The organism is Pseudomonas sp. BO3-4, from assembly GCF_034044115.1.
Classification (GTDB): domain Bacteria; phylum Pseudomonadota; class Gammaproteobacteria; order Pseudomonadales; family Pseudomonadaceae; genus Aquipseudomonas; species Aquipseudomonas alloputida.
Genome location: NZ_CP139018.1, coordinates 5,956,423 through 5,981,093, shown reverse-complemented (window position 1 = coordinate 5,981,093; position 24,671 = coordinate 5,956,423). Strand labels below are relative to the sequence as shown.

The window sequence follows — 24,671 nt, the reverse complement described above, 5'->3', positions numbered from 1 at the left end:
TCAACCATCGCGGCCCACAATGAGGGTCTGGGCCGCTTTCTGGTCAATGTTCTGTGCCAACAGGGTCACTTGTTCAATGGCACTTTCACGAATCCTGGCGCCCTCAGGGCCGAGGGTTTGTTCGACCACTACACTGTGCGCCTGGTTAATCCCAACGAAGCGAAACCATGTGTCGATGAAGGTTTTTTCCAGGCCAAAAAACTGGTCGGGTGTCTGTGAGGTGGGCCCGTACCCCAAACCACGGGTGTAGATGGCAACCGCTCGACGCCCGCCAAGCATGCCGTTCAGCCCGTGTTCATCGAAGGTGAACAGCACGTCTTTGTGCGAAATTGCGTCGATCAGGTGCTTTAGCTTGTACGGAATGCCGAAATTCCACAACGGTACGCTGAACACCAAGGTATCCGCCCGGTGGAACCGTTGAGCGAGGGTCTTGATCCGATCCCATGCAGCTGCCTGTGCGGTTGACAGCGGGGCATCGCCAAGCCCTGCGTATTTCGCCGCGAGCAAGGCGCCATCTACTTCAGGCAGGTCGCATTCCCAAGGATTCAGGTGGTCGATTTCCACCGCTTTGCGCTCGGCCAATGCCGCCAGGAATGCGTCGGTAATCTGAGCGGAAACGGACCGCTCTCCTCTGGGTGAGGCGCAGACATACAAGATACGTTCAACCACGGGGCTTCTCCCAGGTAGTGTTGATGAGCCTTGCCTGACGCTTCACCGCCCAGGCGTTCGGCGCACAGTCTGATTCAGGGCGATTCATTATAGAAATGACGTATGCTCGCGAGATTGAGTGAGATAGGTGATGAATCTGTGTTCGATACTGTGCTTTTGCGGAGCTTGATTGCCGTTGCCGACACCGGTGGTTTCACCCGCGCTGCGCACAGGCTGCACCTTACGCAGTCGGCGATCAGCGCTCATATTCGGCGGCTTGAACGCGAAGCTGGACAAAAATTGCTGGAGCGTACGACCCGTTCGGTCAGCCTGACACCCGCAGGCGCTCGGTTGGCAGGCTATGCCCGCACCATCCTGGCGTTGCACGATGATGCCCGCGCAAGCCTTGGAGCAGGGCGGCGGGTGTCAGGCACGGTGTACGTGGGGTTGAGCGAGGAAATGGTGAAAGCCCCGATCATCGACTGCATGCGTCGTTTTTCGGTGGCACATCCCGATGCAGAGGTGTCCCTGACCGTCGGCCTGACTGGGGAGTTGCTCTCGCTCGTCCACTCGGGTGGGCTGGATATCGTATTGGGCAGCCGCTGCAGCGATGAAGAACGGGGCGAGGTGCTTTGGTCCGAACCATTGGTGTGGGCGAGAGGGCCGATTGCGCTGGGCAGCGATGAGGTCACCACGCCTGTGCCCTTGGCGGTATTTTCTGATCAATGCCCTTATCGGGCCGCAGCTATCGAGGCCTTGGTACGCGCCGGGCGGCAATGGCGCATCGTTTGCCAGAGCCCGAGTGTCGGGGGGCTGATGACCGCCGTAAGTGGGGGGCTTGGGGTAACGCCTGTCACGCGATCGTCTGCTCTGGCTGCCGGCCTTGTAGAAGTGTCGACGTTGCCAGCCTTGCCTCAAGCACAGTTCGTGCTGACGTCGGCGGCGACACCGAAGCGCTCGGCTGCCCTGCTGCTGGCGCAATTACGCCAATGTGTCGCGAAGGGAGAGCTTTGATCCGGCCTTTATCCACAGGCAAAAAAAACCGGCGTACGAGACGCCGGTTGTGCAAATGCCAGAAAAGCCCTTACAGCCCTTCGAGCATTGCCTTGTTACGCACTGCGCCTTTGTCGGCACTGGTGGCCAGCAGGGCATAGGCCTTGAGCGCGGTGGTCACCTTGCGTGGACGGACCTCGGCTGGCTTCCAGCCCTTCTTGTCCTGTTCGACACGGCGTTCCGCCAGCTCTTCATCGCTGACCAGCAGGTTGATCGAACGGTTAGGGATGTCGATCAGTACCTTGTCGCCGTCGCGCACCAGGCCGATGGCGCCGCCCGCCGCGGCCTCTGGCGAGGCGTGGCCGATCGACAGGCCCGAGGTACCGCCCGAGAAGCGACCGTCGGTGAGCAGGGCGCAGGCCTTGCCCAGGCCTTTGGACTTGAGGTACGAGGTCGGGTAGAGCATTTCTTGCATGCCCGGGCCGCCTTTCGGGCCTTCGTAGCGGATGATGACGATGTCGCCGGCTTTCACCTCGTCGGCGAGGATGCCGCGCACGGCGCTGTCCTGGCTTTCGAAGATCTTCGCGGTGCCCTCGAACACGTGGATCGATTCGTCCACACCGGCCGTTTTGACCACGCAGCCATCCAGTGCGATGTTGCCGTACAGCACGGCCAGGCCGCCCTCTTGCGAGTAGGCGTGTTCGAAGCTGCGGATGCAGCCGTTTTCACGGTCGTCGTCGAGGGTTTCCCAACGGGTCGACTGGCTGAATGCGGTCTGGGTCGGGATACCGGCCGGGCCGGCCTTGAAGAAGGTGTGCACCGCTTCGTCATCGGTCTGGGTGATGTCCCATTTGGCGATGGCTTCTTCCATGCTGCGGCTGTGCACGGTCGGCAGGTCGGTGTGCAGCAGGCCACCACGGGCCAGCGAACCGAGGATGCTGAAGATGCCGCCGGCGCGGTGGACGTCTTCCATGTGGTACTTCTGGATGTTTGGCGCCACTTTGCACAGCTGCGGCACTTTGCGTGACAGGCGGTCGATGTCGCGCAGGTCGAACGCCACTTCACCTTCCTGTGCTGCGGCCAGCAGGTGCAGGATGGTGTTGGTCGAGCCGCCCATGGCGATGTCCAGCATCATGGCGTTTTCGAACGCTTTGAAGTTGGCGATGCTGCGTGGCAGGACCGACTCGTCATTCTCGCCGTAGTAGCGCTTGCACAGCTCGACGATGGTGCGGCCGGCCGTGAGGAACAGCTGCTCGCGGTCGGAGTGGGTGGCCAGGGTCGAACCGTTGCCCGGCAGGGCCAGGCCCAGGGCTTCGGTCAGGCAGTTCATCGAGTTGGCGGTGAACATGCCGGAGCACGAACCGCAGGTCGGGCAGGCGCTGCGCTCGTATTCGGCGACTTTTTCGTCGGAGGCCGTGGAGTCGGCCGCGATGACCATGGCATCGACCAGGTCCAGGCCGTGGCTGGCCAGCTTGGTCTTGCCGGCTTCCATCGGGCCGCCGGAAACGAAGATCACCGGGATGTTCAGGCGCAGGGCGGCCATCAGCATGCCGGGGGTGATCTTGTCGCAGTTGGAGATGCAGACGATGGCGTCAGCGCAGTGCGCATTGACCATGTACTCCACCGCGTCGGCAATGATTTCGCGGCTTGGCAGCGAGTACAGCATGCCGTCGTGGCCCATGGCGATGCCGTCATCGACCGCGATGGTGTTGAATTCCTTGGCCACGCCACCGGCGCGTTCGATTTCGCGAGCCACCAGCTGGCCCAGGTCCTTCAGGTGCACATGGCCCGGTACGAACTGGGTGAACGAGTTGGCGATGGCGATGATCGGTTTCTTGAAGTCTTCGTCCTTCATCCCGGTGGCGCGCCAAAGGGCACGGGCGCCTGCCATGTTGCGGCCTTGGGTGGAAGTCTTGGAACGATAATCAGGCATGAAACACTCCTGGCGGCTTAATCAGGTCACAAATAGGGGAGTGAGCTTCTCTTGTCCTTTGCGCCGCAGGCCGGTTGCCACTGGCACGGATGGGGCCAAGACCGCGCGGGATCGCCGCGTGCTTGACCAGAGCTCATAAACCCGCCGGGGATGACTGGCGATGAATAGGCCGATTCTACACCGCTGGCGCGGTGAGGGAATGCAGATGTGGATGGTTGGCGGGGGGATTGCGGCAGGAAAGGGCCGCTGGGCGGCCCTTTTTGGCAGATATCAGCTGTTTGGCAGTAACCGGCAGGTGATGCTTTTGATGTAGCGGGTTTCGGCGATGGCCGGGTGTACCGGGTGATCCGGGCCCTGACCGCCTCGCTCGAGCAGCTGCATGTTGCGGTCCAGGTGGCGGGCGCTGGTCAGCAGGATGTTGTTCAGGTCGTCCTCGGGCAGGTGCATCGAGCACGAGGCGCTGACGAGGATGCCGTCTTTGTTCAACATGCGCATGGCCTGTTCGTTCAGGCGGCGGTAGGCCGCTTCGCCGTTTTTCAGGTCTTTTTTGCGCTTGATGAAGGCAGGTGGGTCGGCAATGATCACGTCGAAGCGTTCTTCGGCCGCCTTGAGTTCGCGCAGGGCTTCGAACACGTCGCCTTCGATGCAGGTCAGCTTCTCGCTGATGCCGTTCAGTGCAGCGTTACGCTCCACGCCGTCCAGGGCAAAGCCCGAGGCATCGACACAGAACACTTCGCTGGCGCCGAAGGCACCGGCCTGTACGCCCCAGCCACCGATATAGCTGAACAGGTCGAGTACACGCTTGCCCTTCACGTACGGTGCCAGGCGGGCGCGGTTCATGCGGTGGTCGTAGAACCAGCCCGTCTTCTGGCCTTCGCGCACCGGGGCTTCGAACTTGACGCCGTTCTCTTCCAGCGGCACCCAGTCCGGTACTTCGCCGTAGACGGTCTCGACATAGCGCTGCAGGCCTTCGGCGTCGCGCGCGGCCGAATCGTTCTTGAACAGGATGCCGCTGGGCTTGAGCACCTGCACCAGTGCGGCGATCACGTCATCCTTGTGCGCTTCCATGGTGGCCGAGGCCAACTGCACCACGAGGATATCGAAGAAACGGTCGACCACCAGGCCTGGGAGCAGGTCGGAGTCACCGTAGACCAGGCGGTAGCACGGCTGGTCGAACAGGCGCTCGCGCAGCGACAGGGCGACGTTCAGGCGGTGTACCAGCAGCGACTTGTCCAGCGGCAGCTTGATGTCGCGTGACAGCAGGCGGGCGCAGATCAGGTTGTTCGGGCTCAGTGCGACGATGCCCAGCGGCTTGCCGTTGGCTGCCTCGAGAATGGCCTGCTGACCCGCCTGGAAGCCTTGCAAAGGGGTCGCGCTGACATCGACTTCGTTGCTGTAGACCCACAGGTGGCCGGCGCGCAGGCGGCGGTCGGCATTGGCTTTGAGGCGAAGGCTGGGCAGGGACATGACGTCGCTCCGGGAAAAAGAGCGGGATTATAGCGTGTCTGCAGTGCTTTAGCTTTTACAGGTGTGGTGCCCGGGGGCGCTTAGAGGGTTAAAATCCCCCGTCCTAAACGAGTGTGTACGTATGTCCCAAGAACTCAGCGCCGAACAGATCCAGCAAGCCTTGCAAGGCATCACCATCCCGCCTCAACCGCAGATCATGGTCGATCTGCAGTTCGAGCAGTACATGCCTGACCCAGACCTGGAAACCATCGCCAAGCTGATTTCCCAGGACCCGGGCCTCTCTGGCGCCTTGCTCAAGCTGGTCAACTCTCCGCACTTCGGGTTGTCCAACAAGATCGGTTCGATCCAGCGTGCGGTGAACCTGCTGGGGAGCCGTTCGATCATCAACCTGATCAACGCCCAGTCGATCAAGGGCGAGATGAGTGACGAGACCATCGTTACCCTCAACCGCTTCTGGGATACCGCCCAGGACGTCGCGATGACCTGCCTGACGCTGGCCAAGCGTACCGGCATACAGGCGGCGGACGAGGCCTATACCCTTGGCCTCTTCCATGACTGTGGCGTGCCGTTGATGCTCAAGCGCTTCCCCAATTACATGGACGTGCTGGAAGAGGCATACGCCAAGGCCGACGAAGAAACACGCGTGGTCGATACCGAAAACCGCACGTTCAACACCAACCATTCAGTGGTCGGCTACTTCACAGCCAAATCCTGGCGCTTGCCCGAGCACCTCAGTGCGGCCATCGCCAACCACCACAATGCCTTGGCCGTGTTCCGCGACGATACCTCGCGCAATACCCAGAGCCAGCTGAAAAACCTGCTGGCGGTGCTGAAGATGGCCGAGCATATCTGCGCGTCCTACCGTGTGCTGGGCAACCAGGCGGTGGACCACGAATGGAATGTGGTCGGCCCGTTGGTGCTCGATTACATTGGTTTGTCGGAATACGATTTCGAAAACCTCAAGCAGAACATTCGCGAGTTGGGCGGACACTGACACATGCCGGAATTGCCAGAAGTAGAAACCACCCGGCGCGGTATTGCGCCACACCTGGAAGGCCAGCGCGTCAGCCGTGTGGTGGTACGCGACCGGCGTCTGCGCTGGCCGATTCCGGAAGACCTCGATGTGCGCCTGTCAGGGCAGCGCATCGTCAGCGTGGAGCGACGTGCCAAGTACCTGTTGATCAATGCCGAAGTGGGTACGCTGATCAGCCACTTGGGCATGTCGGGCAACCTGCGGCTGGTCGAGCTGGGCTTGCCGGCGGCCAAGCATGAGCATGTCGACATCGAGCTGGAGTCCGGGCTGATGCTGCGCTACACCGACCCGCGCCGCTTTGGTGCCATGCTGTGGAGCCTGGACCCTCTGAACCATGAGCTACTGCTGCGCCTGGGGCCTGAGCCGCTGACCGACCTGTTCGATGGTGAACGGCTGTTCCAGCTGTCCCGCGGGCGGTCGATGGCGGTCAAGCCGTTCATCATGGACAACGCGGTGGTGGTAGGGGTGGGCAACATCTACGCCACCGAGGCGTTGTTTGCCGCCGGTATCGACCCACGCCGGGAGGCGGGCGGGATTTCCCGGGCGCGCTACCTGAAGCTGGCGACCGAGATCAAACGGGTGCTGGCGGCGGCCATCGAGCAGGGCGGTACCACCCTGCGCGACTTTATCGGTGGCGACGGGCAGCCGGGGTACTTCCAGCAGGAACTGTTTGTGTACGGGCGTGGCGGGCAGCCGTGCAAGGTATGCGGCACTGAGTTGCGCGAAGTGAAGCTGGGGCAGAGGGCGAGCGTGTACTGCCCGCGCTGCCAACGATGAAGCGTTCGCTGCGAACCTGTTGAAGCGAAACCTGAACTGTGGGAGCGGGCATGCCCGCTCTCACAGGGACCGTGCAGGGAAGGGCAGTGATCAGCCCTTGCCAGTGATCCGGCGATACTTGGCCATCAGCTGTTCTTCGGTTTCCGGGTGCGCTTCATCCAGCGGGATGCAGTCGACCGGGCAGACCTGCTGGCACTGCGGCTCGTCGTAATGGCCTACGCACTGGGTGCACAGGTTAGGGTCGATCACGTAGATCTCTTCGCCTTGGGAGATAGCCTCGTTCGGGCACTCGGGTTCGCAGACGTCGCAATTGATGCAATCGTCGGTGATGATCAGGGACATGGGGACTCCGGCCGGGGCTCACAGCCCGGGCATGTTCAACGCAATGGGCACAATTGTGCCGCATTCGCGCCCGCAGTGCACGCGGGCGCGACAATCAGGCGTCAGGCTTACTTCTTGAAGCGTTCAGTCAGTGCCTCGGCCACCACCGGGTGGACGAACTTGCTGATATCACCGCCCAGCGCAGCAATCTCCCGGACCAGGGTCGAGGAAATGAACGAATAGCGCTCCGACGGCGTCAGGAACAGGCTCTCGACATCGGGTGCCAGTTGCCGGTTCATGTTCGCCAGTTGGAACTCGTACTCGAAGTCGGACACCGCACGCAGGCCACGCAGGAAGACGTTGGCGCCCTGTTCCTTGGCGAAATGCGCCAACAGGGAAGAGAAGCCGATGACTTCGACATTGGGCAGGTGCTTGGTGACCTCACGGGCGAGCTCAACCCGTTGTTCCAGTGGGAACAAGGGGTTTTTCTTGGGGCTGGCCGCCACCGCGATGATCACGTGGTCGAATAGCCGCGAAGCGCGCTCGACCAGATCGCCATGGCCTTTGGTAATGGGGTCGAAAGTACCCGGGTACAACACTCGGTTCATCGCGTCATCCTGGCTGGAGTGCGTTGGGGAGTCGGATGGTAGCGCAGCGACGGCGCCCCGGCCAAGTCATGCGGCCGACTGATGGCACTATAGACAGGGGCCATGTTCGTTGTCATGCGCTGTGTGCCAGGCGGCTGACCAGTGCTTCGCTGAGCCTGGCGCTGATGGCATACACCGACAATTGCGGGTTGGCGCCGATGCTGGTGGGGAACAGCGAGCCGTCGTGAATCGACAGGTTTTCCAGCTGGTGATGGCGCCCCAGGCTGTCGCACACCGCCTGACGCGGATCTTCGCCGAGGGCGCAGCCGCCCATCACATGGGCACTGCCCAAGCGCGTGCGGAAGGGCTCCAGGCGCAGTTTGTCGATCATGGTCAGGGCCTGTTCCAGGCGAGAGGCGGCGCTGGCGTCGCTGTGCACCGGGGTTACCTGGGTGGCGCCAGCGGCGAACTGTATGTGCGCCATGCTGCGGTAGGCGCGCCGCAGGCCATCCCGCAGGTAGTCGGTGACCGGGTAATCGAGCACGGGTGAACCATCGCCGCGCAGTTCCACGGCCCCGCCCTGGCTTTCGGGGTGAAAACCATCGCGTAGCAGCGCCAGCATCACATGGGTATGTGGCAGCTCGGCCATGCGCTCGGCACTCTCGTGGCCGTACCCGCCCAGCAGGGTGCTGGCCAGGGCCGGATGCAGCGGCGGTACTTCCAGCTTGTAGCCAACCGGGCCGTCTACGCCGCCTTGCCACTGAAAGTGATCGCTGTAGATCGATTGCGGGGCACCATGGTAGGGGTCGATACGCTCGCTGAAGCGTGCCGCACTGAAGTTGACCAGGTGCAGGAAGGTTCGCTTGCCCAGGCGACCATGCGGGTCGGGCGCGGTAGAGCGCAGCAGCAGGGCCGGGCTGTTGATACCGCCACCGGCCAGGAGGTAATGACGTGCCCGCACGCCGACCTGCCGGCCAGTAGGGTGTATGCCCTGGGCGTCCAGGGCCTGGCATGTCAGGCTCTGAATGCGTTCGCCGTTGTGGGTGAAGCGCTCGGCCCGCGCCAGGTACAGCAGTTCGCCGCCTTGCTCGAGGGTGGCAGGTATACGGGTCACCAGCATCGATTGTTTGGCATTCACCGGGCAGCCCATGCCGCAGTAGCCCAGGTTCCAGCAGCCGCGCACATTGCGCGGGATCACCCCCCAGCGGTAACCCAGCTGTTCGCAGCCCCGGCGCAGCACCTCGTTGTTGGCATTCGGCGGCAAGGCCCAAGGGCTGATGCCCAGTTCCTGCTCCATGCGCTCGAACCAGGGGCGCAGTTCATCCTCGCCCAAACCGTTCACGCCATGGACCGACGCCCAGTGCGCCAGGGTTTGCGGCGGGGTACGAAAGCTTGAGGTCCAGTTCACCAGCGTGGTGCCACCCACGGCGCGGCCCTGCAGGATGGTAATGGCGCCATCCTTGCTCATGCGTCCCAGGCCTTCCTGGTACAGGCTTGCGTAGGCTTCACTCTCCAGCAGGTGGAAATCGCCACTGGTTTTCAGGGGGCCTTCTTCGATCAGCAGTACCTTGAAACCGGCAGCGCTGAGCATCTGCGCGCTGGTGGCGCCGCCGGCACCGCTGCCGATCACGGCAATGTCGGCCTCCAGAAACAGGTCGTGCTCCAGGCGCGAGGCGTCGTGGGTGATCCAGCCGCGTTCGAGGCCTTGGCGAAACGGGTCGGGGACAGGCATTGGCGATGCTCTTGTTGTTTTCAGATTTTCGGTGGGCCCGGGTAACCGCAGTCTGCCCAGGATTCGGGGCGTTCGTACCAGGCCATTTGCAGCAGTTGCAGCAACGAGGCGTGCCCCATGCGTAGCAGGTTCAGCGAGCTGTCCTGCCAACGCTGCAGGAACGCCGTGACCTGCGTGGCGCAAGCTTGGCCCCAACTGCCCCAGACGCCGGTCAGCGGGCCGCGAGTCAGCGGCAGGCTGAGCACGTCGAATAATTGCCGGGTGAGCTTGAGCATTTCCGGCGACAACGCCGCCAGCTTGTTGTCGAGGCTGCGCAACACCGGCGCATCGGTGGCCTGTGTACCGGCCAGGACCACCGGGATCAGCGCACGCAGCAGGGGCAGGTCGTCGTCACGGAGTACCTGATAGCCGGTCGCGGCGGTTTGCACGCTGCACCCCACCAGGCTGGCACCCGCCAGAAAAGCACTGGCGCCGAGGCTGAAACGCAGCAGGTTGCGGCGGTGCATGGTGCGATCCTCAGCGGATGAACAGTTTGTAGACCAAGCGCTGCAAGGCTTTGCCATAAGGTGGGTAAATCAGCCGTGCGGCGTTGAAGCGTTGTTTGGCAAGTACTGCCTTGGCCTTGCTGAAGGTGAGGAAGCCGTCATGACCATGGTAGTGGCCCATGCCTGAAGGGCCGATGCCGCCGAAGGGTAGATCGTCCTGGGCAACATGCAGCAAGGTGTCGTTCAGGCACACACCGCCGGAGTGGGTGTGACGCAGCACATGCTCCTGGGTGTGGCGGTCATAGCCAAAGAAGTACAGCGCCAGTGGGCGTGGGCGCTGGTTGATGTAGGCCAAGGCCTGGTCGAGGCCGTCATAAGGCACTAACGGCAATAGCGGGCCGAAGATTTCGTCCTGCATCACCTGCATGCTGTCGTTCACATCCAGCAGCAAGTGTGGTGGCAGGCGCCGCCCCTGAGGGGCTTCGCCTGGGTACAAGTCGAGTACTTGCGCGCCTTTGGCGCGGGCATCGTCCAGCAGGTGCTGCAAGCGCTGCAACTGGCGCGGGTTGATGATGGCGGTGTAGTCGGGGTTGTCGGCAATACGCGGGTACAGTCGGTGCACGGCGCGCTGGTAGGCGTCGCTGAAGGCGGGCAGCCGTTCGCGCGGCACCAGTACGTAGTCGGGAGCGACACAGGTTTGGCCGGCGTTGAGGGTCTTGCCGAAGGCGATGCGCTCGGCGGCGCTGTCCAGCGGCACATCCTCAGAAACAATAGCGGGGGATTTGCCACCCAGCTCCAGGGTGACCGGGGTCAGGTTGTGTGCGGCAGCCTGCATCACCTGGCGGCCCACGCTGGTGGCACCGGTGAACAGCAGGTGATCGAACGGCAGGCGGGCGAAGGCCTGGCCCACCTCGACCTCACCGAGCACAACGCTGACCAGGTCTGTGGGGAACACACGCTCGAGCAGTTGCTGTAGGGCCAGGCCAGTCGCGGGCGTGGCCTCGCTAAGCTTGAGCATGACCCGGTTGCCGGCGGCCAGGGCGCAGGTCAACGGGCCGATGGCGAGGAACAGCGGGTAGTTCCACGGCACGATGATGCCGACCACGCCCAAGGGTTGATAGCGCACCTGTGCGCTGGCCGGCTGGAACGCCAGGCCGACGCGGCGTCGGCGGGTGCGCATCCAGCTTTGCAAGTGCTTTTCGGCGTGGCGCAGGCCCTGCACCGACGGTAGCAGTTCGGCCAGCAAGGTCTCATCGGCGCTGCGCCCGGCAAAATCCTGGCTGATGGCTTCGATCAGTTCTGCCTGGCTGCTCAGCAAGGCTTCACGCAGGCTTTTCAGCCACTGCCGCCGCTGCGCCGCTGGTGGCAGCGGGTTACCGGCAAAGGCCTGGCGCTGGGCCGCGAACGTCGTTGCGAGGTCGAGGTCGAATTGCAGAGGGGGCAAGGCGCTGGGCGAGTTCATGGTGGTGTCGAGTCCGGGCCGGGGTGCCTAGAGCCTATACTCTAATTTGTACCATGGTGCGAATTTTTCCATGCCGCTCAACGGTGCATTCCATCTGTAATACGCCGTAAGATAAACCTTTGATGAAAGCCCGCAGACTGGGAGCTGAGCATGGCCCCGCGCATGAAGACCCGAGAGCGCATCGTGCAGAACAGCCTGGAGCTGTTCAACCAGCAGGGCGAACGCAGCGTCAGTACCAACCACATTGCCGCGCACATGGAAATCTCGCCCGGCAACCTGTATTACCACTTCCCCAACAAGCAGGCGATCATTGCCCTGTTGTTCAGCCAGTACGAAGCGCTGGTGGACAGCTTTCTGCGCCCGCCGCAGGGCCGCGCGGCAACCGTGGAAGACAAACGCTTCTACCTCAAGGCCTTGTTGGCGGCGATGTGGAACTACCGCTTCCTGCACCGTGACCTGGAGCATCTGCTGGACAGCGACGCCGAACTGGCCGCCCGTTACCGGCGTTTTTCCGAACGCTGCCTGCGCCAGGGCCAGGCGATCTACCGCGGCTTTGTCGAGGCTGGGATCCTGGCCATGGTGCCGGCGCAGATCGAATCGCTGACCATCAATGCCTGGATCGTGCTGACATCATGGGTACGTTTTCTCAGCACCACGCGTGAACATTCCGCGCACTTGGGTGAAGAAGCCTTCAAGCGCGGCGTCTATCAGGTGTTGGTGCTGGAGCTCGGTTTCGTCACCGACAATGCCCGTCCTGCCGTGGACGCGCTGTGTCAGGAATTCCATGTACCGTTCAACCAGGCCCTGGAGCACTAGCCCAGGGCCCTAGTGCCATCGATCAGGAGATTGTCATGCCCCTTGCGCAATTGATCACCCCGCAGCAGTTGGCCGAGCGTCTGGGCTCGCCCAAGTTGGTGATCCTCGACTGCCGCTTTGCCCTCGAGGATGTGGACTATGGCCAGCGCAGCTATGCCCAGGGGCATATTGAGGGGGCGCATTTTGCCGACCTGGACCGGGATCTCAGCGGACCGGTGAGCAAGGGGCGCACCGGGCGCCACCCGCTGCCCGATGCCCAGCGGCTGGTCGAGCGCCTGCGAGAGTGGGGCCTGAACAACGACAGCGAGGTGGTGCTGTACGACGACGGCCCCGGCGCCTTTGCCGCCCGCGCCTGGTGGCTGCTGGTCTGGCTGGGCAAGCGCAGCGGTGTGGCGATTCTCGACGGTGGCCTGAAGGCCTGGCACGCGGCGCACCTGCCGTTGAGCCTGGACCCGCCGCCCAAACGTGAGGGCACTTTCAGTGGTGAACCTGACGCGAAGCTGCTGATCGATGCCGACCATCTGGGCAAGCGCCTTGGTAGTGCAGACCTGACCTTGATCGATGCGCGTGCCTTGCCGCGTTTTCGCGGTGAAGTGGAGCCGATCGACCCGGTGGCAGGGCATATTCCCGGGGCCCAGTGCGCGGCGTTTACCGACAACCTGGGGGCTGACGGGCGTTTTTTGCCGGCGGATCAGCTAAAGCAGCGTTTTGCCGAAAAGCTGGGTGGACGGGCGCCGGAGCAGTTGGTGTCTTATTGCGGGTCTGGGGTAACTGCTTGCCATAACCTGTTTGCAATGGCCCTGGCGGGGTACCCGCTGGGCAAGCTGTATGCGGGGTCGTGGAGCGAGTGGATCAACAACCCGCAGCATGCTGTGGCCACCGGCGAGTAAGCAGATCGGGTTAAATCTCTGTGGGAGCGCGCAGCCTTTACGCATTCGAGCGCTAGCTGCCGTCCACCAGCCACTGCGGAATCCGTCGTTCCAGGTAGTACCCCGGATTTCGCAGGCTGCCATCGACAAAGCCCACATGCCCACCGCGGTCATGCAGTTCGAAGCGGGTTTGTGGTGACAGTTCACGGGCCGTCGGCAGGCTGTGGCTGGACACGAAGGGGTCATCGCTGGAATGGATGATCAGCGTTGGCGTGCGGTTCTGGCCAAGGAAGAAGTGGCTGGATGAGCGACGATAGTAGTCGTGCGCATCGCGAAAGCCATTGAGCGGTGCAGTGACTTTACCGTCGAAGTCCCAGAATGTGCGCAAGTTGGTGAGTTGGCCCAGGCGCTCCAGTGTCGCCAGCTGTTCATGCTGGCCCTGGTCGTGGAAGTGCCGCTGCTTGAGCTGAACATACGCCAGCATCTCGCGCATGAAATGCGCCTGATACACCTTGGAGAACCCTTGGCCGATACGGTCGGCACAGTGGTCCAGGCGAAAGGGCACCGAAACTGCAGCCGCTGCTTCCAGTTGGCTGGCGACGCCGCTCTCACCCAAGTATTTCAACAATACATTGCCACCCAGCGAATAACCCACTGCATACAGCGGCGCCAGCGGGCGCTGGGCGCGAAGATGGCTGACAATTTCCGCCAGGTCTTCGCTGGCGCCGGAATGGTAGCTGCGCGGCAACAGGTTGGGCTCGCCTGAACAACCCCGCCAGTTCACTGCCACGCTGGCCCAGCCGCGACCTTGCAGCGCTTGCTGCAAGCCTTTCACGTAGGGCGAGTGAGACGAGCCGGTCAGCCCATGCAGCACCAGTACCAGTGGCGCATGGGGTTGGTGCGGGCCATGCCAGTCCAGGTCGATGAAGTCGCCGTCAGCCAGCCACAGTCGTTCGCGGTCACGCTGCAGCTCAGGCAGCTTGCGCCAGAGTGGCCCCCACAAGGTCTGCAGGTGGGGATTGGACAGGCCGATGGCCGGACGGAATGTGGCGTTGGGGCTGGGCATGCTGGGTGGCTCATGATGTGCCTTGCTAGCTTGCCACGAAACAGCGCCGCAGTACCTGCGCCATTGGTGGGAGTGAAGGTGCAGCTCCAAGCATGGCACAGGTGGGGTGTGGCAACCCATTACACCCCACCCGGCGGGTAATCAGCCCCGCTGCCAGAGTGCGTAGTGCACCTGGCCGGTCTTCTTCTCGCGGTGCAGGCGCCAGTTGCCTGGCAGTTGCAAGGTCGAGGGTGCCGCTTCGCTTTCGGTGTAGACCCAAGCCTGCTCGCTCAACCACTGATGCTGCTCCAGCATGTTGCAGGTGTTGGCCAGCAGGTCCTGGTGGAACGGCGGGTCGAGGAACACGACATCGAACTGCTGCTTGGCCGGGCCTTGCAGGTAGCGCAGGGCGTCGGTTTGCAGAATTTGCCCGCGGGGACAGCGCAGGATTTCGAGGTTGTTCTTCAGGTTGGCGATGGCCGCAGGGTTGCTGTCCAGCGCCACGGCATCCTCGGCCCCACGGGACAGGGCTTCGAGCACCAAGGCACCGCTGCCGGTGAAGGCGTCCAACACGCGGGCGCCCTCGATGTAGGGTGCCAGCCAGTTGAATACGGTTTCCCGTACGCGGTCAGGCGTTGGCCGCAGGCCTTCGCCTTCCGGCACCGCCAGGCGGCGGCTGCGCCACTCGCCGGCGATGATGCGCAGGTGGCCCTGGCCCTTGCTTTGGCCCGCTTGCGGGCGGGCGGGAGGGGTGGATCTTGGCATTAGTGCTCCGGTACCCCGAGCGGTTGCTCGGAGGGCTTGTCAGTGGGTGCTGGCAGCGGTTTTTGTGGCACTTTCGGGCCAACGGTGACGATCACCAGTTTATCGGCTGACAGGTGTTTGTTCATGGCTGCCTTGACCTGTTCGACGGTAAGGGCCTGGGACTGTTGCATGAAGTCCTCTAGCCAGGTCAGTGGCAAGTTGTAGAAGCCGATCGCGCCCAATTGGCCGACGATGCTGGCATTGCTGGCATTGGACAGCGGGAAGCTGCCGGCCAGCTCGCGCTTGGCATCGTCCAGTTCCTGTTGGGTAGGGCCCGTCTTCAGGTAGTCGGCGAGAATGCCTTGCACCAGCTTGAGCGTACCTTCGCTGAGCTCGGCACGGGTTTGCAGGTTGATCATGAACGGACCGCGTACCTGCATCGGGCTGAATACCGAGTAAACGCCGTAGGTCAGGCCACGCTTCTCTCGCACCTCGCTCATCAGCCGGGTACCGAAGGCGCCACCACCAAGGATCTGGTTGCCCAGCGACAGGGCTGGCCAGTCCGGGTCCTGGCGGTCGATCCCCAGTTCGGCCAGCATCAGGTGGGTCTGCTTGGACGGGAAGTCGATGTGGGTCAGGCCGGCCTTGGCGTCTGTGGGTTGGGCCGGTGCGGCCAGCGCAGGGCCCTTGGGCAGGCCAGCCGACACCTGGGCGGCGATGGCTTCGGCCTCTGCACGGCTGAGGTCGCCGACCAGGGCGATTACCGCATTGCCGCCGGTATAGGCCTTGGCGTGGAACGCGCGCAGCTGGGCAAGGCTTATGCCCGTGATGCTCTCTGCGGTGCCGTCGCTTGGGTGGGCGTAGGGGTGGTCGCCATAGAGCTTGCCGAAAAGGGCCTTGCCGGCGATCTTGCCGGGGTTTTGCTTCTCATATTCGAAGCCAGCCAGCATCTGGTTCTTGATGCGTTTGAGGGCATCCTCGGGGAATGTTGGCTTGCCCGCCACCTCTGTAAACAGTTTGAGGGCCGGTTCGCGCTTGTCCTTGGTACTGAGGCTGCGCAGCGATGCGACGGCCATGTCGCGGTAGGAACCGTTGCCAAAGTCTGCGCCCAGGCCTTCGAAGCCCTCGGCGATGGCGGTGACGTCCTTGCCGGCCACGCCCTCGTTGAGCATGGCGTTGGTCAGAGCGGCCAGGCCTGGCGTGCCGCCGTCCTGGCTGCTGCCGGCAGCGAAGGTGACGCGCAGGTCGAACATGGGCAGTTCGCGGGCCTCGACGAACAGCACCCGGGCACCTTCGGCGGTGTTCCAGTGCTGGATGTTCAGCTGACGCCGGCTGGGTGCCTTGCCATTCAGTTCGGCCAGCGACTGCAAGGTGTTGGCCGGGCGGGCTGCGCTGCTGTCGGCCTTGGCAGCGTTATCGGCCATGGCCGGAGCGGCCAGCACTGCCGCCAGCGCCAGGGCACGAATGCCCGTGGCCAGCAGGGTTGGGCGTGGTGCGCGGCGATCACTCATGGGCGGACTCCTCGGGCAGTACATGGGCAACGCTCAGGCGTTCGCGGGTGAAGTAGGTGCGCGCGGCGTTCTGGATGTCCTGCGGGGTGACGCGCTTGAGCTCGTCCAGTTCGCTGTCGATCAGCTTCCAGGACAGGCCGACGGTTTCCAGCTGGCCGATGGTGGTGGCCTGGCTGCTGATGGAGTCGCGGTCGTAGACCAGGCCGGCGATGACCTGGGCGCGTACGCGTTCCAGCTCTTCGGCGCTGGGCGGCGTGCTCTTGAGTTCTTCAAGCAGCTGCCAGATGCCTTTCTCGACGTCGGCGAGGGTTTTCTGCTTCTGCACATTCGGCGTCGCCGAGATCAGAAACAGGCTGTCGCCGCGGGTGAAGGCGTTGTAGCTGGACGACGCGCCGGCCACCAGTTCCTGGCCACGCTCCAGGCGGGCCGGCATGCGGGCGCTGTAGCCGCCGTCGAGCAGTGCCGAGATCAGGCGCAGGGCATGTACCGTCCGAGGGTCCTTGGCGGTGGGCAGACCGGGCACGTTGAAGCCGTAGATCAGGCTTGGCAGCTGGGTTCGCACGTGCAGGGTCAACTGGCGCCAACCAGGTTCGGCCAGCTCCAGAGGCAGCTTGGCTGGCGGTACGGCGCGTTTGGGAATATTGCCGAAATACTTCTGCGCCAGGCCCTTGACCTCGTCGGCGGTGACATCACCGACCACCACCAGGGTGGCGTTGTTGGGGGCGTACCAGGACTCGTACCAGTGGCGCAGTTCCTCAACTTTCATGCGCTCCAGGTCGGCCATCCAGCCAATGGTCGGCGTGTGGTAGCCGCTGGCGGGGTAGGCCATGGCGCGGAACAGCTCGAATGCCTTGGCATTGGGCTGGTCGTCGGTGCGCAGACGGCGTTCTTCCTTGATGACCTCGATTTCGCGGCTGAACTCGTCGGCAGGCAGGCGCAGGCTGGCAAGGCGGTCCGCCTCCAGTTCCAGGGCTACCGGCAGGCGGTCGCGGGCCAGCACTTGGTAATAGGCGGTGTAGTCGTCGCTGGTGAAGGCGTTTTCATCGGCGCCGAGGTCACGCAGAATGCGCGAGGCCTCGCCGGGGCCGACCTTGGCGCTGCCCTTGAACATCATGTGTTCCAGCGCATGGGACAAGCCGGTCTGGCCCGGGGTCTCGTAGCTGGAGCCGACCTTGTACCAAATCTGCGAGACCACCACCGGGGCGCGATGGTCTTCGCGGACCACGACCTTCAGGCCATTGTCGAGGATGAATTCGTGGGTGGGTTGCACATCGGCGGCAAAGGCCGCGAGCGGCAGGCAGAGCGTGCCGAGCAACAGGCCAGCGGCGCGGCGGGCTAGAGCGTTCATACGGTGTTTAACCTGTTCGGCGGCCCGCTGGGTTTAGCGTCGGCGGGCCAGGAGGTGCTAGGATACTGATCCGGTTGCCTGGCGACCATGCCTGTCGCCGTTCTGGCCCACAGGACACTAAGTCAAAACGTTGCGCATGAACCAGCCGGCTTCAAGATAGTCTGTTCTGCGTAGAGAGAATTCCCGATTGGCCATAGCTGGCCTATCGCTACCCTGAGATAGCCGTCTTCCATGTTTGGTTCCAACGACGACAAAAAAGCGCCGGCCGAGGCTGGTGAGAAGAAAGGCCTGTTCAGCTGGTTTCGCAAGAAGCCGCAGCCACCTGCGGGAGCGGGCGTGCCCGCGCATGAACCCCCCGCTGTCGAGCAGTCTGCAGCCGCTCCGGTCGAGGGATCTGCCGCCGAAGCGCCACAGGCCCCCGAACCCGTTCAGGCCCCTGCTGCCCCACAGCTGGCTGAGCCGCAGCCGGTCGCCGCACCGGCCCGGCCCCCGGTAGTCGAGGCCCCCGTCCCTGAGCCGGTTGCGTCGCAGCCGTTGCAGGCGCCTGAGCCAGAGCCGGTCGCATCCCAGCCGCTGGTGGCACCTGCACCTCAGCCGGTTGCGTCCATGCCCTTGCAGGCGGCCCCTGTCGAGTCTGCCCCTGTCGAGGCCGCAGCGCCGGTCAGCAACCTGGTGCTGCCGGTTGCCGAAGAGCCCGTGGCCCTGGTGCCGGACCTGGAGCCGAAGGCACCGCCCGCAATCCCGGAACGCGCGGCACCCGCCCCTGTTGCTGCACCCGTCGAACAGGCCAAGCCCGGCTTCTTCGCGCGCCTCAAGCAAGGCCTGTCCAAGACCAGTGCCAGCATCGGCGAGGGCATGGCCAGCCTGTTCCTCGGCAAGAAGGTCATCGACGACGACCTGCTCGACGAAATCGAGACGCGCCTGCTGACTGCCGACGTGGGTGTGGAGGCTACCTCGGCCATTGTCCAGAATCTGACCCAGAAGGTCGCGCGCAAGCAGTTGGCCGATGCCGATGCCCTGTACAAATCGTTGCAGGAAGAACTGGCTGCGCTGCTGCGCCCGGTCGAGCAGCCACTGAACGTACAGGCCCAGAACAAACCCTATGTGATCCTTGTGGTTGGCGTGAACGGCGCCGGCAAGACCACCACCATTGGCAAGCTGGCGAAAAAGCTGCAACTGGAAGGCAAGAAGGTCATGCTGGCTGCCGGTGATACCTTCCGCGCCGCCGCGGTCGAGCAGTTGCAGGTGTGGGGCGAGCGTAACCAGATTCCGGTGATCGCCCAGCACACGGGGGCCGACTCTGCTTCGGTCATCTTCGATGCCGTGCAGGCCGCCAAGGCCCGTGGCGTCGACGTGCTGATCGCCGACACTGCCGGCCGCCTGCACACCAAAGACAACCTGATGGAAGAGCTGAAGAAGGTCCGCCGGGTCATCGGCAAGCTCGACGTTGAGGCGCCGCACGAGGTGCTGCTGGTGCTTGACGCCGGCACCGGCCAGAACGCCATCAGTCAGGCCAAGTACTTCAACCAGAGCGTCGAGCTGACCGGCCTGGCCCTGACCAAGCTGGACGGCACTGCCAAGGGCGGGGTGATCTTCGCCCTGGCCAAGCAGTTCAACATCCCGATCCGTTTCATCGGCGTCGGTGAAGGCATCGACGACCTGCGTACCTTCGAAGCCGAGCCGTTCGTCAAGGCTCTGTTCGCCGAGCGAGATTGACCATGATCCGATTCGAGCAGGTTGCCAAGCGCTATCCCAACGGTCATGTGGGGTTGCATGAGCTGAGTTTCCGGGCGCGCCGGGGCGAATTCCTGTTCGTCACCGGCCACTCGGGCGCAGGCAAGAGCACCCTGCTGCGCCTGTTGCTGGCCATGGAGCGCCCGACCAGCGGCAAGCTGATGCTGGCAGGGCAGGACCTAGGCCAGATCAGCAATGCGCAAATCCCGTTCCTGCGCCGGCAAATCGGCGTGGTGTTCCAGAACCACCAGTTGTTGTTCGACCGCACCGTGTTCAACAACATTGCCTTGCCGTTGCAGATTCTCGGCCTGTCCAAGGTCGAGATCGCCAAGCGCGTGGACTCGGCGCTGGAGCGCGTGTCGCTGTCCGACAAGGGCGAGCTGTTCCCGGCCGACCTTTCCACCGGGCAGCAGCAGCGGGTGGGTATCGCCCGCGCCATCGTTCACCAGCCGGCTCTGCTGCTGGCCGACGAACCCACCGGTAACCTCGACCCGCGCCTGGCTGCAGAGATCATGGGCGTGTTCGAGGACATCAACCGCCTGGGCACGACGGTATTGATCGCCAGCCACGACCTGGCACTGATCGCGCGCATGCGCCACCGCATGCTGACCTTGCAACGCGGCCGCTTGATCGGCGATGGGGAGGCCGGGCAATGAACACTACACGCACGCCGAAGGTTTCCGAGCGGGTCGCACCGAAACCGGCCGATCCGCAACCTGCGAAGAAAAAGCGCGGTGAAGACGATGATGGCCCGGACTTCCGCACCCTGCTGCATGCCTGGCTGGAAAGCCACCGTGCCAGCTTGGCCGACAGCCTGCGCCGCCTGGGCAAGCAGCCGATCGGCAGCTTCTTCACTTGCCTGGTCATGGCCGTGGCGCTGAGCATGCCGATGGGCCTGTCCTTGTTGCTGAAGAACGTCGAGCAGCTGGGCGGTTCGTGGCAGCGCGCTGCGCAGATTTCGCTGTACCTCAAGCTTGATGCCGGCAGCCGCGATGGCGAAGCGCTGCGCGACGAGATCAAGGGCATGCCTGGCGTGGCGGACGCCCAGTATGTCAGCCGCGAGCAGGCCCTGGAGGAGTTCCAGCAGCAGTCCGGCCTGGGCGAGGCCTTGCGCGAACTGCCAGACAACCCACTGCCGGGTGTGGTGGTGGTAACCCCGACCGAGGTCGACAAGCCGGCCCTGGACGCCTTGCGTCAGCGCCTGGCGGAGCTGCCGCGGGTGGACGTGGCGCAACTGGACCTGGTCTGGGTCGAGCGCCTGGCAGCCATCCTCAAGCTGGGTGACCGCTTCGTCTTCGGCCTGGCCGTAATGCTGATTTCTGCCCTGCTGTTAGTAATCGGTAACACAATTCGTCTACACATTGAAAACCGTCGTATCGAGATCGAAGTGATCAAGCTGGTCGGCGGCACCGACGCCTACGTGCGCCGGCCGTTCCTGTACATGGGCGCCCTGTATGGCCTGGGCGCAGGCCTGCTGGCGTGGGGCATCCTGGCGTTTGGCCTGAACTGGCTGAACGAGGCGGTGGTAGGGCTTTCCGGGCTGTATGGCAGTGACTTCGCCCTGGGCGGCGTTCCGGCTTCCGATGGTCTGTCGCTCTTGATCGGAGCAGTGTTGTTGGGGTATATCGGTGCATGGATTGCAGTCGCCCGCCACTTGAACGAGCTGGCGCCGCGATAGTTTTTACGTGCCAGCATTGACATTTTCTTCACTGCGGAACTTGTACCGTCGTTCCAGGTCAATGTTGGCAGCGCCCACAAGGTGCGAGTTTTGTAAGTCGGAGGTTCTTGAATGACCACATCGTTGCAACCTGCCTATGCCCTGGTACCCGGTGCAAACCTGGAAGCCTATGTGCACACGGTCAACAGCATCCCGCTGCTGACGGTCGAGCAGGAGCGTGATCTGGGCGAGCGTCTCTATTATGAGCAGGATGTCGAGGCCGCTCGTCAGATGGTGATGGCCCACCTGCGTTTCGTCGTACATATCGCCCGTAGTTATGCCGGCTACGGGTTGGCCCAGGCTGACCTGATCCAGGAAGGCAATGTCGGCCTGATGAAAGCCGTCAAGCGCTTCAACCCTGAAATGGGTGTGCGCCTGGTGTCGTTCGCTGTGCACTGGATCAAGGCAGAGATCCACGAGTTCATTCTGCGCAACTGGCGCATCGTCAAAGTGGCTACCACCAAGGCTCAGCGCAAGCTGTTCTTCAACCTGCGTAGCCAGAAGAAGCGCCTGGCGTGGCTGAACAACGACGAAGTGCATCGCGTGGCGGAAAGCCTTGGCGTCGAGCCGCGCGAAGTGCGCGAGATGGAAAGCCGCCTCAGCGGCCAGGACATGGCTTTCGATCCGGCAGCGGAAGCTGACGACGACAGCGCCTTCCAGTCGCCTGCGCATTACCTGGAAGACCACCGTTACGATCCGGCGGTGCAGTTGGAGGATGCCGACTGGAGTGACAATTCCACCAGCAACCTGCACGAAGCGCTGCAAGGTCTGGACGAGCGTAGCCGCGACATTCTCTATCAGCGTTGGCTGGCGGAAGAGAAGGCCACGCTGCATGAACTGGCAGACAAGTACAGCGTATCGGCTGAGCGTATTCGCCAGCTGGAGAAGAATGCGATGAACAAGGTCAAGGCACTGATCGCTGCCTGATCGAGTCTGGGTTGTAAAGAAAAGCCGCTGGCCCGAATGGGGTGAGCGGCTTTTTTGTTTGTGCTGGCTTTGCCGGCCTCTTCGCGGGTAAACCCGCTCCTACAGGGGATGCGGTTGCCTGTACGCGCGGGTTTGCCCGCGAGGAGGCCGGGCACGCGGTTGCCCGTAGGAGCGGGTTTACCCGCGAAAGGGCCGGGCCTGCATTCAAAGCTTTCTGGATGAGTCCAGCTGCATCAGGTAGCTGGGCCCGCCCAGCTGGCTCATCTGCCGGCGAATCCAGCCGGCCCGGCTGGCCACGTAGGCACTCGGCCGGCTGGCACTCCATTTGATGGGGCTAGGCAGCACCGCAGCCAGCTGCGCCGCCTGCTGGCGGCTGAGCCGGCTGGCGTCGACACCAAAGTGATAACGCGCCGCCGCCTGGGCACCAAACACGCCCTTGCCCCACTCGGCGCTGTTCAAATAGACCTCGAGAATCCGCTCCTTCGACCAGAACAGCTCAATCAGTGCGGTGAACCAGGCCTCCAGCCCCTTGCGAAACCAGCTGCGGCCTGACCACAGAAACAGGTTTTTGGCCACTTGTTGGGTCAGGGTGCTGGCGCCGCGAATGTTGCCACCGCGCTCGTTGTGGGCCAACGCCGCCTGAATGGCCGGGAGGTCGAAGCCCCAGTGGTTGGCGAACTTCTGGTCCTCGCCAGCAATGACTGCAACCTTGAGCTCATCGGAGATGTTCTCCCATGGCTCCCAGTCGCGCTGCAGGTCGATCGGTTCACCATTCACCCAAGACTGTACCTTGCGCTCGACCATCAGCGCCGTGCCGGGCGGTGGTACCCAGCGGAACACCAGCACCAGCACGATGCTGCCGGCAACGAACCAGAGCAGGGCGCGGGAGAGGCGACGGATAAGCGTTGACAGCATGTCGATGGCTTGGCCCTAAGGGTGGAAGGGGCCATTATACAGACCCGATACAAGGAGTCGTCCCATGCTTCGCAGCTTCCTGATGCTTGCCGCCTTTTTTGGCTTTACCGGTGTCGCCTTGGGCGCCTTCGCCGCTCATGGCCTGAAAAACCGGCTGACGGCTGACTACCTGGCAATCTTCCATACCGGCGTGACTTACCAACTGGTCCATGCCTTGGCGATCTTCGGCGTTGCGGTGCTCTCGGCGCACCTGCCCGGGCGCCTGGTCGGGTGGGCTGGCGGCCTGTTTGCGTTGGGCATCGTGCTGTTCTCCGGCAGCCTGTACCTGCTGACCCTCAGTGGCCTTGGCAAGCTTGGCATCATCACCCCGATTGGTGGCTTGTGCTTCCTTGTCGGCTGGCTGTGCCTGGGCCTGGCAGCCTGGCGGCTGGGCTGACCGAGTGGTCCACAATCACGACTAATGGCGCGCACCGCCCTTGGGTTGCAGGGCGGTTCGGCGCTAGAATGCTGGCCCCAAAGAACAATGGTGGCCGTGCGCATGCGCATTAAATTGAACGGTGAACCTTACGAACTGCCTGCCGGCGAAAGCGTTGCAGCCCTGCTGGCGCGCCTGGAACTGACCGGGCGCCGTGTTGCAGTGGAACTGAACCTGGATATCGTGCCGCGTAGCCAGCACGACAGCACGCTGCTGAATGACGGCGACCAGGTAGAAGTGGTCCACGCCATCGGTGGCGGCTGACAGCAGCCCGGCGGTTCACAAGCAAGCCCTGCAACCTTTTCCCGAGGAACAACGATGAGCAACGTTCGTAGCGACAAGCCCTTCACCCTGGCCGGGCGTACTTTCCAGTCGCGCCTGCTGGTCGGTACCGGCAAGTACCGTGACATGGAAGAAACCCGCCTGGCCACCGAGGCCTCGGGTGCCGAAATCGTCACTGTCGCTGTGCGCCGCACCAACCTTGGCCAGAACGCGGGCGAGCCGAACCTGCTCGATGTACTGTCGCCCGACAAGTACACCATCCTGCCGAACACTGCAGGCTGCTTTGACTCGGTGGAAGCGGTACGCACTTGCCGTCTGGCCCGCGAACTGCTCGATGGGCGCAAATCGCACGAGTCCCGGACGCTGGTGAAGCTGGAAGTGCTGGCCGACCAGAAAACCCTGTTCCCCAACGTGATCGAAACCCTCAAGGCCGCCGAAGTGCTGGTCAAGGAAGGTTTCGATGTCATGGTCTACACCAGCGACGACCCGATCATCGCCCGTCAGCTGGCCGAAGTCGGCTGTATTGCTGTCATGCCGTTGGCTGGCCTGATTGGCACCGGCCTGGGTATCTGCAACCCCTACAACCTGCAGATCATCCTGGAAGAATCCAAGGTGCCGGTGCTGGTCGATGCTGGCGTGGGTACCGCATCCGACGCCACCATCGCCATGGAAATGGGCTGTGAGGCAGTGCTGATGAACTCGGCCATCGCCCACGCCCAGCAGCCGGTGCTGATGGCTGAGGCCATGAAACACGCCATTGTCGCGGGTCGCATGGCCTACCTGGCCGGCCGTATGCCGAAGAAACTCTATGCCAGCGCCTCTTCGCCGCTGGATGGTCTGATCAAGTAAG

24 protein-coding genes and 1 pseudogene are annotated in these 24,671 nt (G+C 63.2%); 12 read left to right on the top strand and 13 right to left on the bottom strand.

The window, feature by feature from the left end:
• On the bottom strand, positions 1 to 654 hold the full coding sequence (locus REH59_RS27300) for an FMN-dependent NADH-azoreductase (protein WP_245150106.1): 654 nt from the start codon (positions 652 to 654) through the stop codon (positions 1 to 3).
• 117 nt (positions 655 to 771) lie between these two features.
• Here REH59_RS27300 and REH59_RS27295 point away from each other — a divergent pair, with 117 nt between their 5' ends.
• The gene (locus tag REH59_RS27295) at positions 772 to 1,662 is read left to right on the top strand and encodes a LysR family transcriptional regulator (protein WP_177331261.1); all 891 of its coding nucleotides are present in this window, start codon (positions 772 to 774) and stop codon (positions 1,660 to 1,662) included.
• 70 nt (positions 1,663 to 1,732) lie between these two features.
• Here the strand turns inward: REH59_RS27295 and ilvD are convergent, their stop codons facing one another.
• Both ilvD and REH59_RS27285 read right to left on the bottom strand, forming a co-directional pair.
• A complete protein-coding gene (gene ilvD / locus REH59_RS27290) occupies positions 1,733 to 3,574 on the bottom strand; it encodes a dihydroxy-acid dehydratase (RefSeq protein WP_003249056.1) in 1,842 nt (613 codons plus the stop codon).
• Positions 3,575 to 3,844: 270 nt separating this feature from the next.
• Positions 3,845 to 5,041, bottom strand: coding sequence for a class I SAM-dependent rRNA methyltransferase (locus REH59_RS27285; protein ID WP_004575470.1), 1,197 nt, complete (start codon positions 5,039 to 5,041; stop codon positions 3,845 to 3,847).
• 175 nt (positions 5,042 to 5,216) lie between these two features.
• On the opposite strand from REH59_RS27285, the gene REH59_RS27280 reads away from it, so the two are divergent.
• Both REH59_RS27280 and mutM read left to right on the top strand, forming a co-directional pair.
• Positions 5,217 to 6,035: an HDOD domain-containing protein gene (locus tag REH59_RS27280; RefSeq protein WP_173881454.1), complete on the top strand. Its 819-nt coding sequence runs from the start codon at positions 5,217 to 5,219 to the stop codon at positions 6,033 to 6,035.
• 3 nt (positions 6,036 to 6,038) lie between these two features.
• Positions 6,039 to 6,851: a bifunctional DNA-formamidopyrimidine glycosylase/DNA-(apurinic or apyrimidinic site) lyase gene (mutM, locus tag REH59_RS27275; protein ID WP_004575471.1), complete on the top strand. Its 813-nt coding sequence runs from the start codon at positions 6,039 to 6,041 to the stop codon at positions 6,849 to 6,851.
• A gap of 90 nt (positions 6,852 to 6,941) precedes the next feature.
• Here the strand turns inward: mutM and REH59_RS27270 are convergent, their stop codons facing one another.
• The 5 genes from REH59_RS27270 to REH59_RS27250 all read right to left on the bottom strand — a co-directional run bounded on the left by REH59_RS27270 (position 6,942) and on the right by REH59_RS27250 (position 11,438).
• A complete protein-coding gene (locus tag REH59_RS27270; RefSeq protein WP_003249063.1) occupies positions 6,942 to 7,193 on the bottom strand; it encodes a YfhL family 4Fe-4S dicluster ferredoxin in 252 nt (83 codons plus the stop codon).
• A 107-nt stretch (positions 7,194 to 7,300) separates the two neighbouring features.
• Positions 7,301 to 7,780: a pantetheine-phosphate adenylyltransferase gene (gene coaD / locus REH59_RS27265; RefSeq protein WP_014861498.1), complete on the bottom strand. Its 480-nt coding sequence runs from the start codon at positions 7,778 to 7,780 to the stop codon at positions 7,301 to 7,303.
• Between the two features lie 112 nt (positions 7,781 to 7,892).
• Entirely contained in the window at positions 7,893 to 9,491 is a 1,599-nt protein-coding gene (locus REH59_RS27260; protein WP_014861497.1) for a GMC family oxidoreductase, read from the bottom strand.
• Between the two features lie 20 nt (positions 9,492 to 9,511).
• Positions 9,512 to 9,997, bottom strand: coding sequence for a hypothetical protein (locus REH59_RS27255; RefSeq protein WP_014861496.1), 486 nt, complete (start codon positions 9,995 to 9,997; stop codon positions 9,512 to 9,514).
• Positions 9,998 to 10,007: 10 nt separating this feature from the next.
• Positions 10,008 to 11,438, bottom strand: coding sequence for a coniferyl aldehyde dehydrogenase (locus REH59_RS27250; protein WP_014861495.1), 1,431 nt, complete (start codon positions 11,436 to 11,438; stop codon positions 10,008 to 10,010).
• A 150-nt stretch (positions 11,439 to 11,588) separates the two neighbouring features.
• On the opposite strand from REH59_RS27250, the gene REH59_RS27245 reads away from it, so the two are divergent.
• Positions 11,589 to 12,254 carry a TetR/AcrR family transcriptional regulator gene (locus tag REH59_RS27245; protein WP_003249070.1) on the top strand — a complete coding sequence of 222 codons (666 nt, stop codon included), beginning with the start codon at positions 11,589 to 11,591 and terminating at the stop codon, positions 12,252 to 12,254.
• Positions 12,255 to 12,289: 35 nt separating this feature from the next.
• Positions 12,290 to 13,144 carry a sulfurtransferase gene (locus REH59_RS27240; RefSeq protein WP_003249071.1) on the top strand — a complete coding sequence of 285 codons (855 nt, stop codon included), beginning with the start codon at positions 12,290 to 12,292 and terminating at the stop codon, positions 13,142 to 13,144.
• Positions 13,145 to 13,196: 52 nt separating this feature from the next.
• Here REH59_RS27240 and REH59_RS27235 read toward each other — a convergent pair whose 3' ends face one another.
• The 4 genes from REH59_RS27235 to REH59_RS27220 all read right to left on the bottom strand — a co-directional run bounded on the left by REH59_RS27235 (position 13,197) and on the right by REH59_RS27220 (position 17,771).
• The gene (locus REH59_RS27235) at positions 13,197 to 14,189 is read right to left on the bottom strand and encodes a hydrolase (RefSeq protein WP_003249073.1); all 993 of its coding nucleotides are present in this window, start codon (positions 14,187 to 14,189) and stop codon (positions 13,197 to 13,199) included.
• Between the two features lie 141 nt (positions 14,190 to 14,330).
• Positions 14,331 to 14,933, bottom strand: a complete 603-nt coding sequence (gene rsmD, locus REH59_RS27230; protein ID WP_003249075.1) for a 16S rRNA (guanine(966)-N(2))-methyltransferase RsmD — start codon at positions 14,931 to 14,933, stop codon at positions 14,331 to 14,333.
• Entirely contained in the window at positions 14,933 to 16,423 is a 1,491-nt protein-coding gene (locus REH59_RS27225) for a M16 family metallopeptidase (protein ID WP_003249076.1), read from the bottom strand. The genes rsmD and REH59_RS27225 overlap by 1 nt, the downstream gene beginning before the upstream one ends.
• A complete protein-coding gene (locus REH59_RS27220; RefSeq protein WP_004575476.1) occupies positions 16,416 to 17,771 on the bottom strand; it encodes a M16 family metallopeptidase in 1,356 nt (451 codons plus the stop codon). Before REH59_RS27220 ends, REH59_RS27225 begins: the two co-directional genes overlap by 8 nt.
• A gap of 231 nt (positions 17,772 to 18,002) precedes the next feature.
• Between REH59_RS27220 and ftsY the strand changes: the two genes are divergently transcribed.
• The 4 genes from ftsY to rpoH all read left to right on the top strand — a co-directional run bounded on the left by ftsY (position 18,003) and on the right by rpoH (position 22,149).
• The gene (gene ftsY, locus REH59_RS27215; protein ID WP_003249078.1) at positions 18,003 to 19,487 is read left to right on the top strand and encodes a signal recognition particle-docking protein FtsY; all 1,485 of its coding nucleotides are present in this window, start codon (positions 18,003 to 18,005) and stop codon (positions 19,485 to 19,487) included.
• Positions 19,488 to 19,489: 2 nt separating this feature from the next.
• Entirely contained in the window at positions 19,490 to 20,161 is a 672-nt protein-coding gene (ftsE, locus tag REH59_RS27210) for a cell division ATP-binding protein FtsE (RefSeq protein WP_003249079.1), read from the top strand.
• The gene (gene ftsX, locus REH59_RS27205; RefSeq protein WP_003249081.1) at positions 20,158 to 21,183 is read left to right on the top strand and encodes a permease-like cell division protein FtsX; all 1,026 of its coding nucleotides are present in this window, start codon (positions 20,158 to 20,160) and stop codon (positions 21,181 to 21,183) included. Before ftsE ends, ftsX begins: the two co-directional genes overlap by 4 nt.
• Positions 21,184 to 21,294: 111 nt before the next feature.
• Complete coding sequence (gene rpoH / locus REH59_RS27200) at positions 21,295 to 22,149, top strand: RNA polymerase sigma factor RpoH (RefSeq protein ID WP_003249083.1); 855 nt, start codon at positions 21,295 to 21,297, stop codon at positions 22,147 to 22,149.
• A gap of 204 nt (positions 22,150 to 22,353) precedes the next feature.
• Here rpoH and mtgA read toward each other — a convergent pair.
• Positions 22,354 to 23,099: pseudogene (gene mtgA / locus REH59_RS27195) on the bottom strand (monofunctional biosynthetic peptidoglycan transglycosylase).
• Positions 23,100 to 23,128: 29 nt separating this feature from the next.
• Between mtgA and REH59_RS27190 the strand changes: the two are divergent.
• From REH59_RS27190 to REH59_RS27180, 3 genes are all read left to right on the top strand, one after another.
• Positions 23,129 to 23,500, top strand: a complete 372-nt coding sequence (locus REH59_RS27190) for a DUF423 domain-containing protein (RefSeq protein WP_010955645.1) — start codon at positions 23,129 to 23,131, stop codon at positions 23,498 to 23,500.
• 102 nt (positions 23,501 to 23,602) lie between these two features.
• Positions 23,603 to 23,803, top strand: a complete 201-nt coding sequence (thiS, locus tag REH59_RS27185) for a sulfur carrier protein ThiS (RefSeq protein WP_003249090.1) — start codon at positions 23,603 to 23,605, stop codon at positions 23,801 to 23,803.
• A 54-nt stretch (positions 23,804 to 23,857) separates the two neighbouring features.
• A complete protein-coding gene (locus tag REH59_RS27180; RefSeq protein ID WP_014861492.1) occupies positions 23,858 to 24,670 on the top strand; it encodes a thiazole synthase in 813 nt (270 codons plus the stop codon).
• Position 24,671: the final 1 nt, after the last annotated feature.

What these genes read in the sequence shown, in the direction of transcription:
- REH59_RS27220 (WP_004575476.1), bottom strand. Translation starts at nt 17,771, where the DNA reads ATGAACGCTCTAGCCCGCCGCGCCGCTGGCCTGTTGCTCGGCACGCTC.
- REH59_RS27295 (WP_177331261.1), top strand. Translation starts at nt 772, where the DNA reads ATGCTCGCGAGATTGAGTGAGATAGGTGATGAATCTGTGTTCGATACT.
- coaD (WP_014861498.1), bottom strand. Translation starts at nt 7,780, where the DNA reads ATGAACCGAGTGTTGTACCCGGGTACTTTCGACCCCATTACCAAAGGC.
- rpoH (WP_003249083.1), top strand. Translation starts at nt 21,295, where the DNA reads ATGACCACATCGTTGCAACCTGCCTATGCCCTGGTACCCGGTGCAAAC.
- REH59_RS27270 (WP_003249063.1), bottom strand. Translation starts at nt 7,193, where the DNA reads ATGTCCCTGATCATCACCGACGATTGCATCAATTGCGACGTCTGCGAA.
- REH59_RS27180 (WP_014861492.1), top strand. Translation starts at nt 23,858, where the DNA reads ATGAGCAACGTTCGTAGCGACAAGCCCTTCACCCTGGCCGGGCGTACT.
- REH59_RS27285 (WP_004575470.1), bottom strand. Translation starts at nt 5,041, where the DNA reads ATGTCCCTGCCCAGCCTTCGCCTCAAAGCCAATGCCGACCGCCGCCTG.
- REH59_RS27190 (WP_010955645.1), top strand. Translation starts at nt 23,129, where the DNA reads ATGCTTCGCAGCTTCCTGATGCTTGCCGCCTTTTTTGGCTTTACCGGT.
- ilvD (WP_003249056.1), bottom strand. Translation starts at nt 3,574, where the DNA reads ATGCCTGATTATCGTTCCAAGACTTCCACCCAAGGCCGCAACATGGCA.
- REH59_RS27235 (WP_003249073.1), bottom strand. Translation starts at nt 14,189, where the DNA reads ATGCCCAGCCCCAACGCCACATTCCGTCCGGCCATCGGCCTGTCCAAT.
- REH59_RS27225 (WP_003249076.1), bottom strand. Translation starts at nt 16,423, where the DNA reads ATGAGTGATCGCCGCGCACCACGCCCAACCCTGCTGGCCACGGGCATT.
- REH59_RS27255 (WP_014861496.1), bottom strand. Translation starts at nt 9,997, where the DNA reads ATGCACCGCCGCAACCTGCTGCGTTTCAGCCTCGGCGCCAGTGCTTTT.
- thiS (WP_003249090.1), top strand. Translation starts at nt 23,603, where the DNA reads ATGCGCATTAAATTGAACGGTGAACCTTACGAACTGCCTGCCGGCGAA.
- REH59_RS27245 (WP_003249070.1), top strand. Translation starts at nt 11,589, where the DNA reads ATGGCCCCGCGCATGAAGACCCGAGAGCGCATCGTGCAGAACAGCCTG.
- REH59_RS27250 (WP_014861495.1), bottom strand. Translation starts at nt 11,438, where the DNA reads ATGAACTCGCCCAGCGCCTTGCCCCCTCTGCAATTCGACCTCGACCTC.
- REH59_RS27240 (WP_003249071.1), top strand. Translation starts at nt 12,290, where the DNA reads ATGCCCCTTGCGCAATTGATCACCCCGCAGCAGTTGGCCGAGCGTCTG.
- ftsY (WP_003249078.1), top strand. Translation starts at nt 18,003, where the DNA reads ATGTTTGGTTCCAACGACGACAAAAAAGCGCCGGCCGAGGCTGGTGAG.
- ftsE (WP_003249079.1), top strand. Translation starts at nt 19,490, where the DNA reads ATGATCCGATTCGAGCAGGTTGCCAAGCGCTATCCCAACGGTCATGTG.
- ftsX (WP_003249081.1), top strand. Translation starts at nt 20,158, where the DNA reads ATGAACACTACACGCACGCCGAAGGTTTCCGAGCGGGTCGCACCGAAA.
- REH59_RS27260 (WP_014861497.1), bottom strand. Translation starts at nt 9,491, where the DNA reads ATGCCTGTCCCCGACCCGTTTCGCCAAGGCCTCGAACGCGGCTGGATC.
- mutM (WP_004575471.1), top strand. Translation starts at nt 6,039, where the DNA reads ATGCCGGAATTGCCAGAAGTAGAAACCACCCGGCGCGGTATTGCGCCA.
- rsmD (WP_003249075.1), bottom strand. Translation starts at nt 14,933, where the DNA reads ATGCCAAGATCCACCCCTCCCGCCCGCCCGCAAGCGGGCCAAAGCAAG.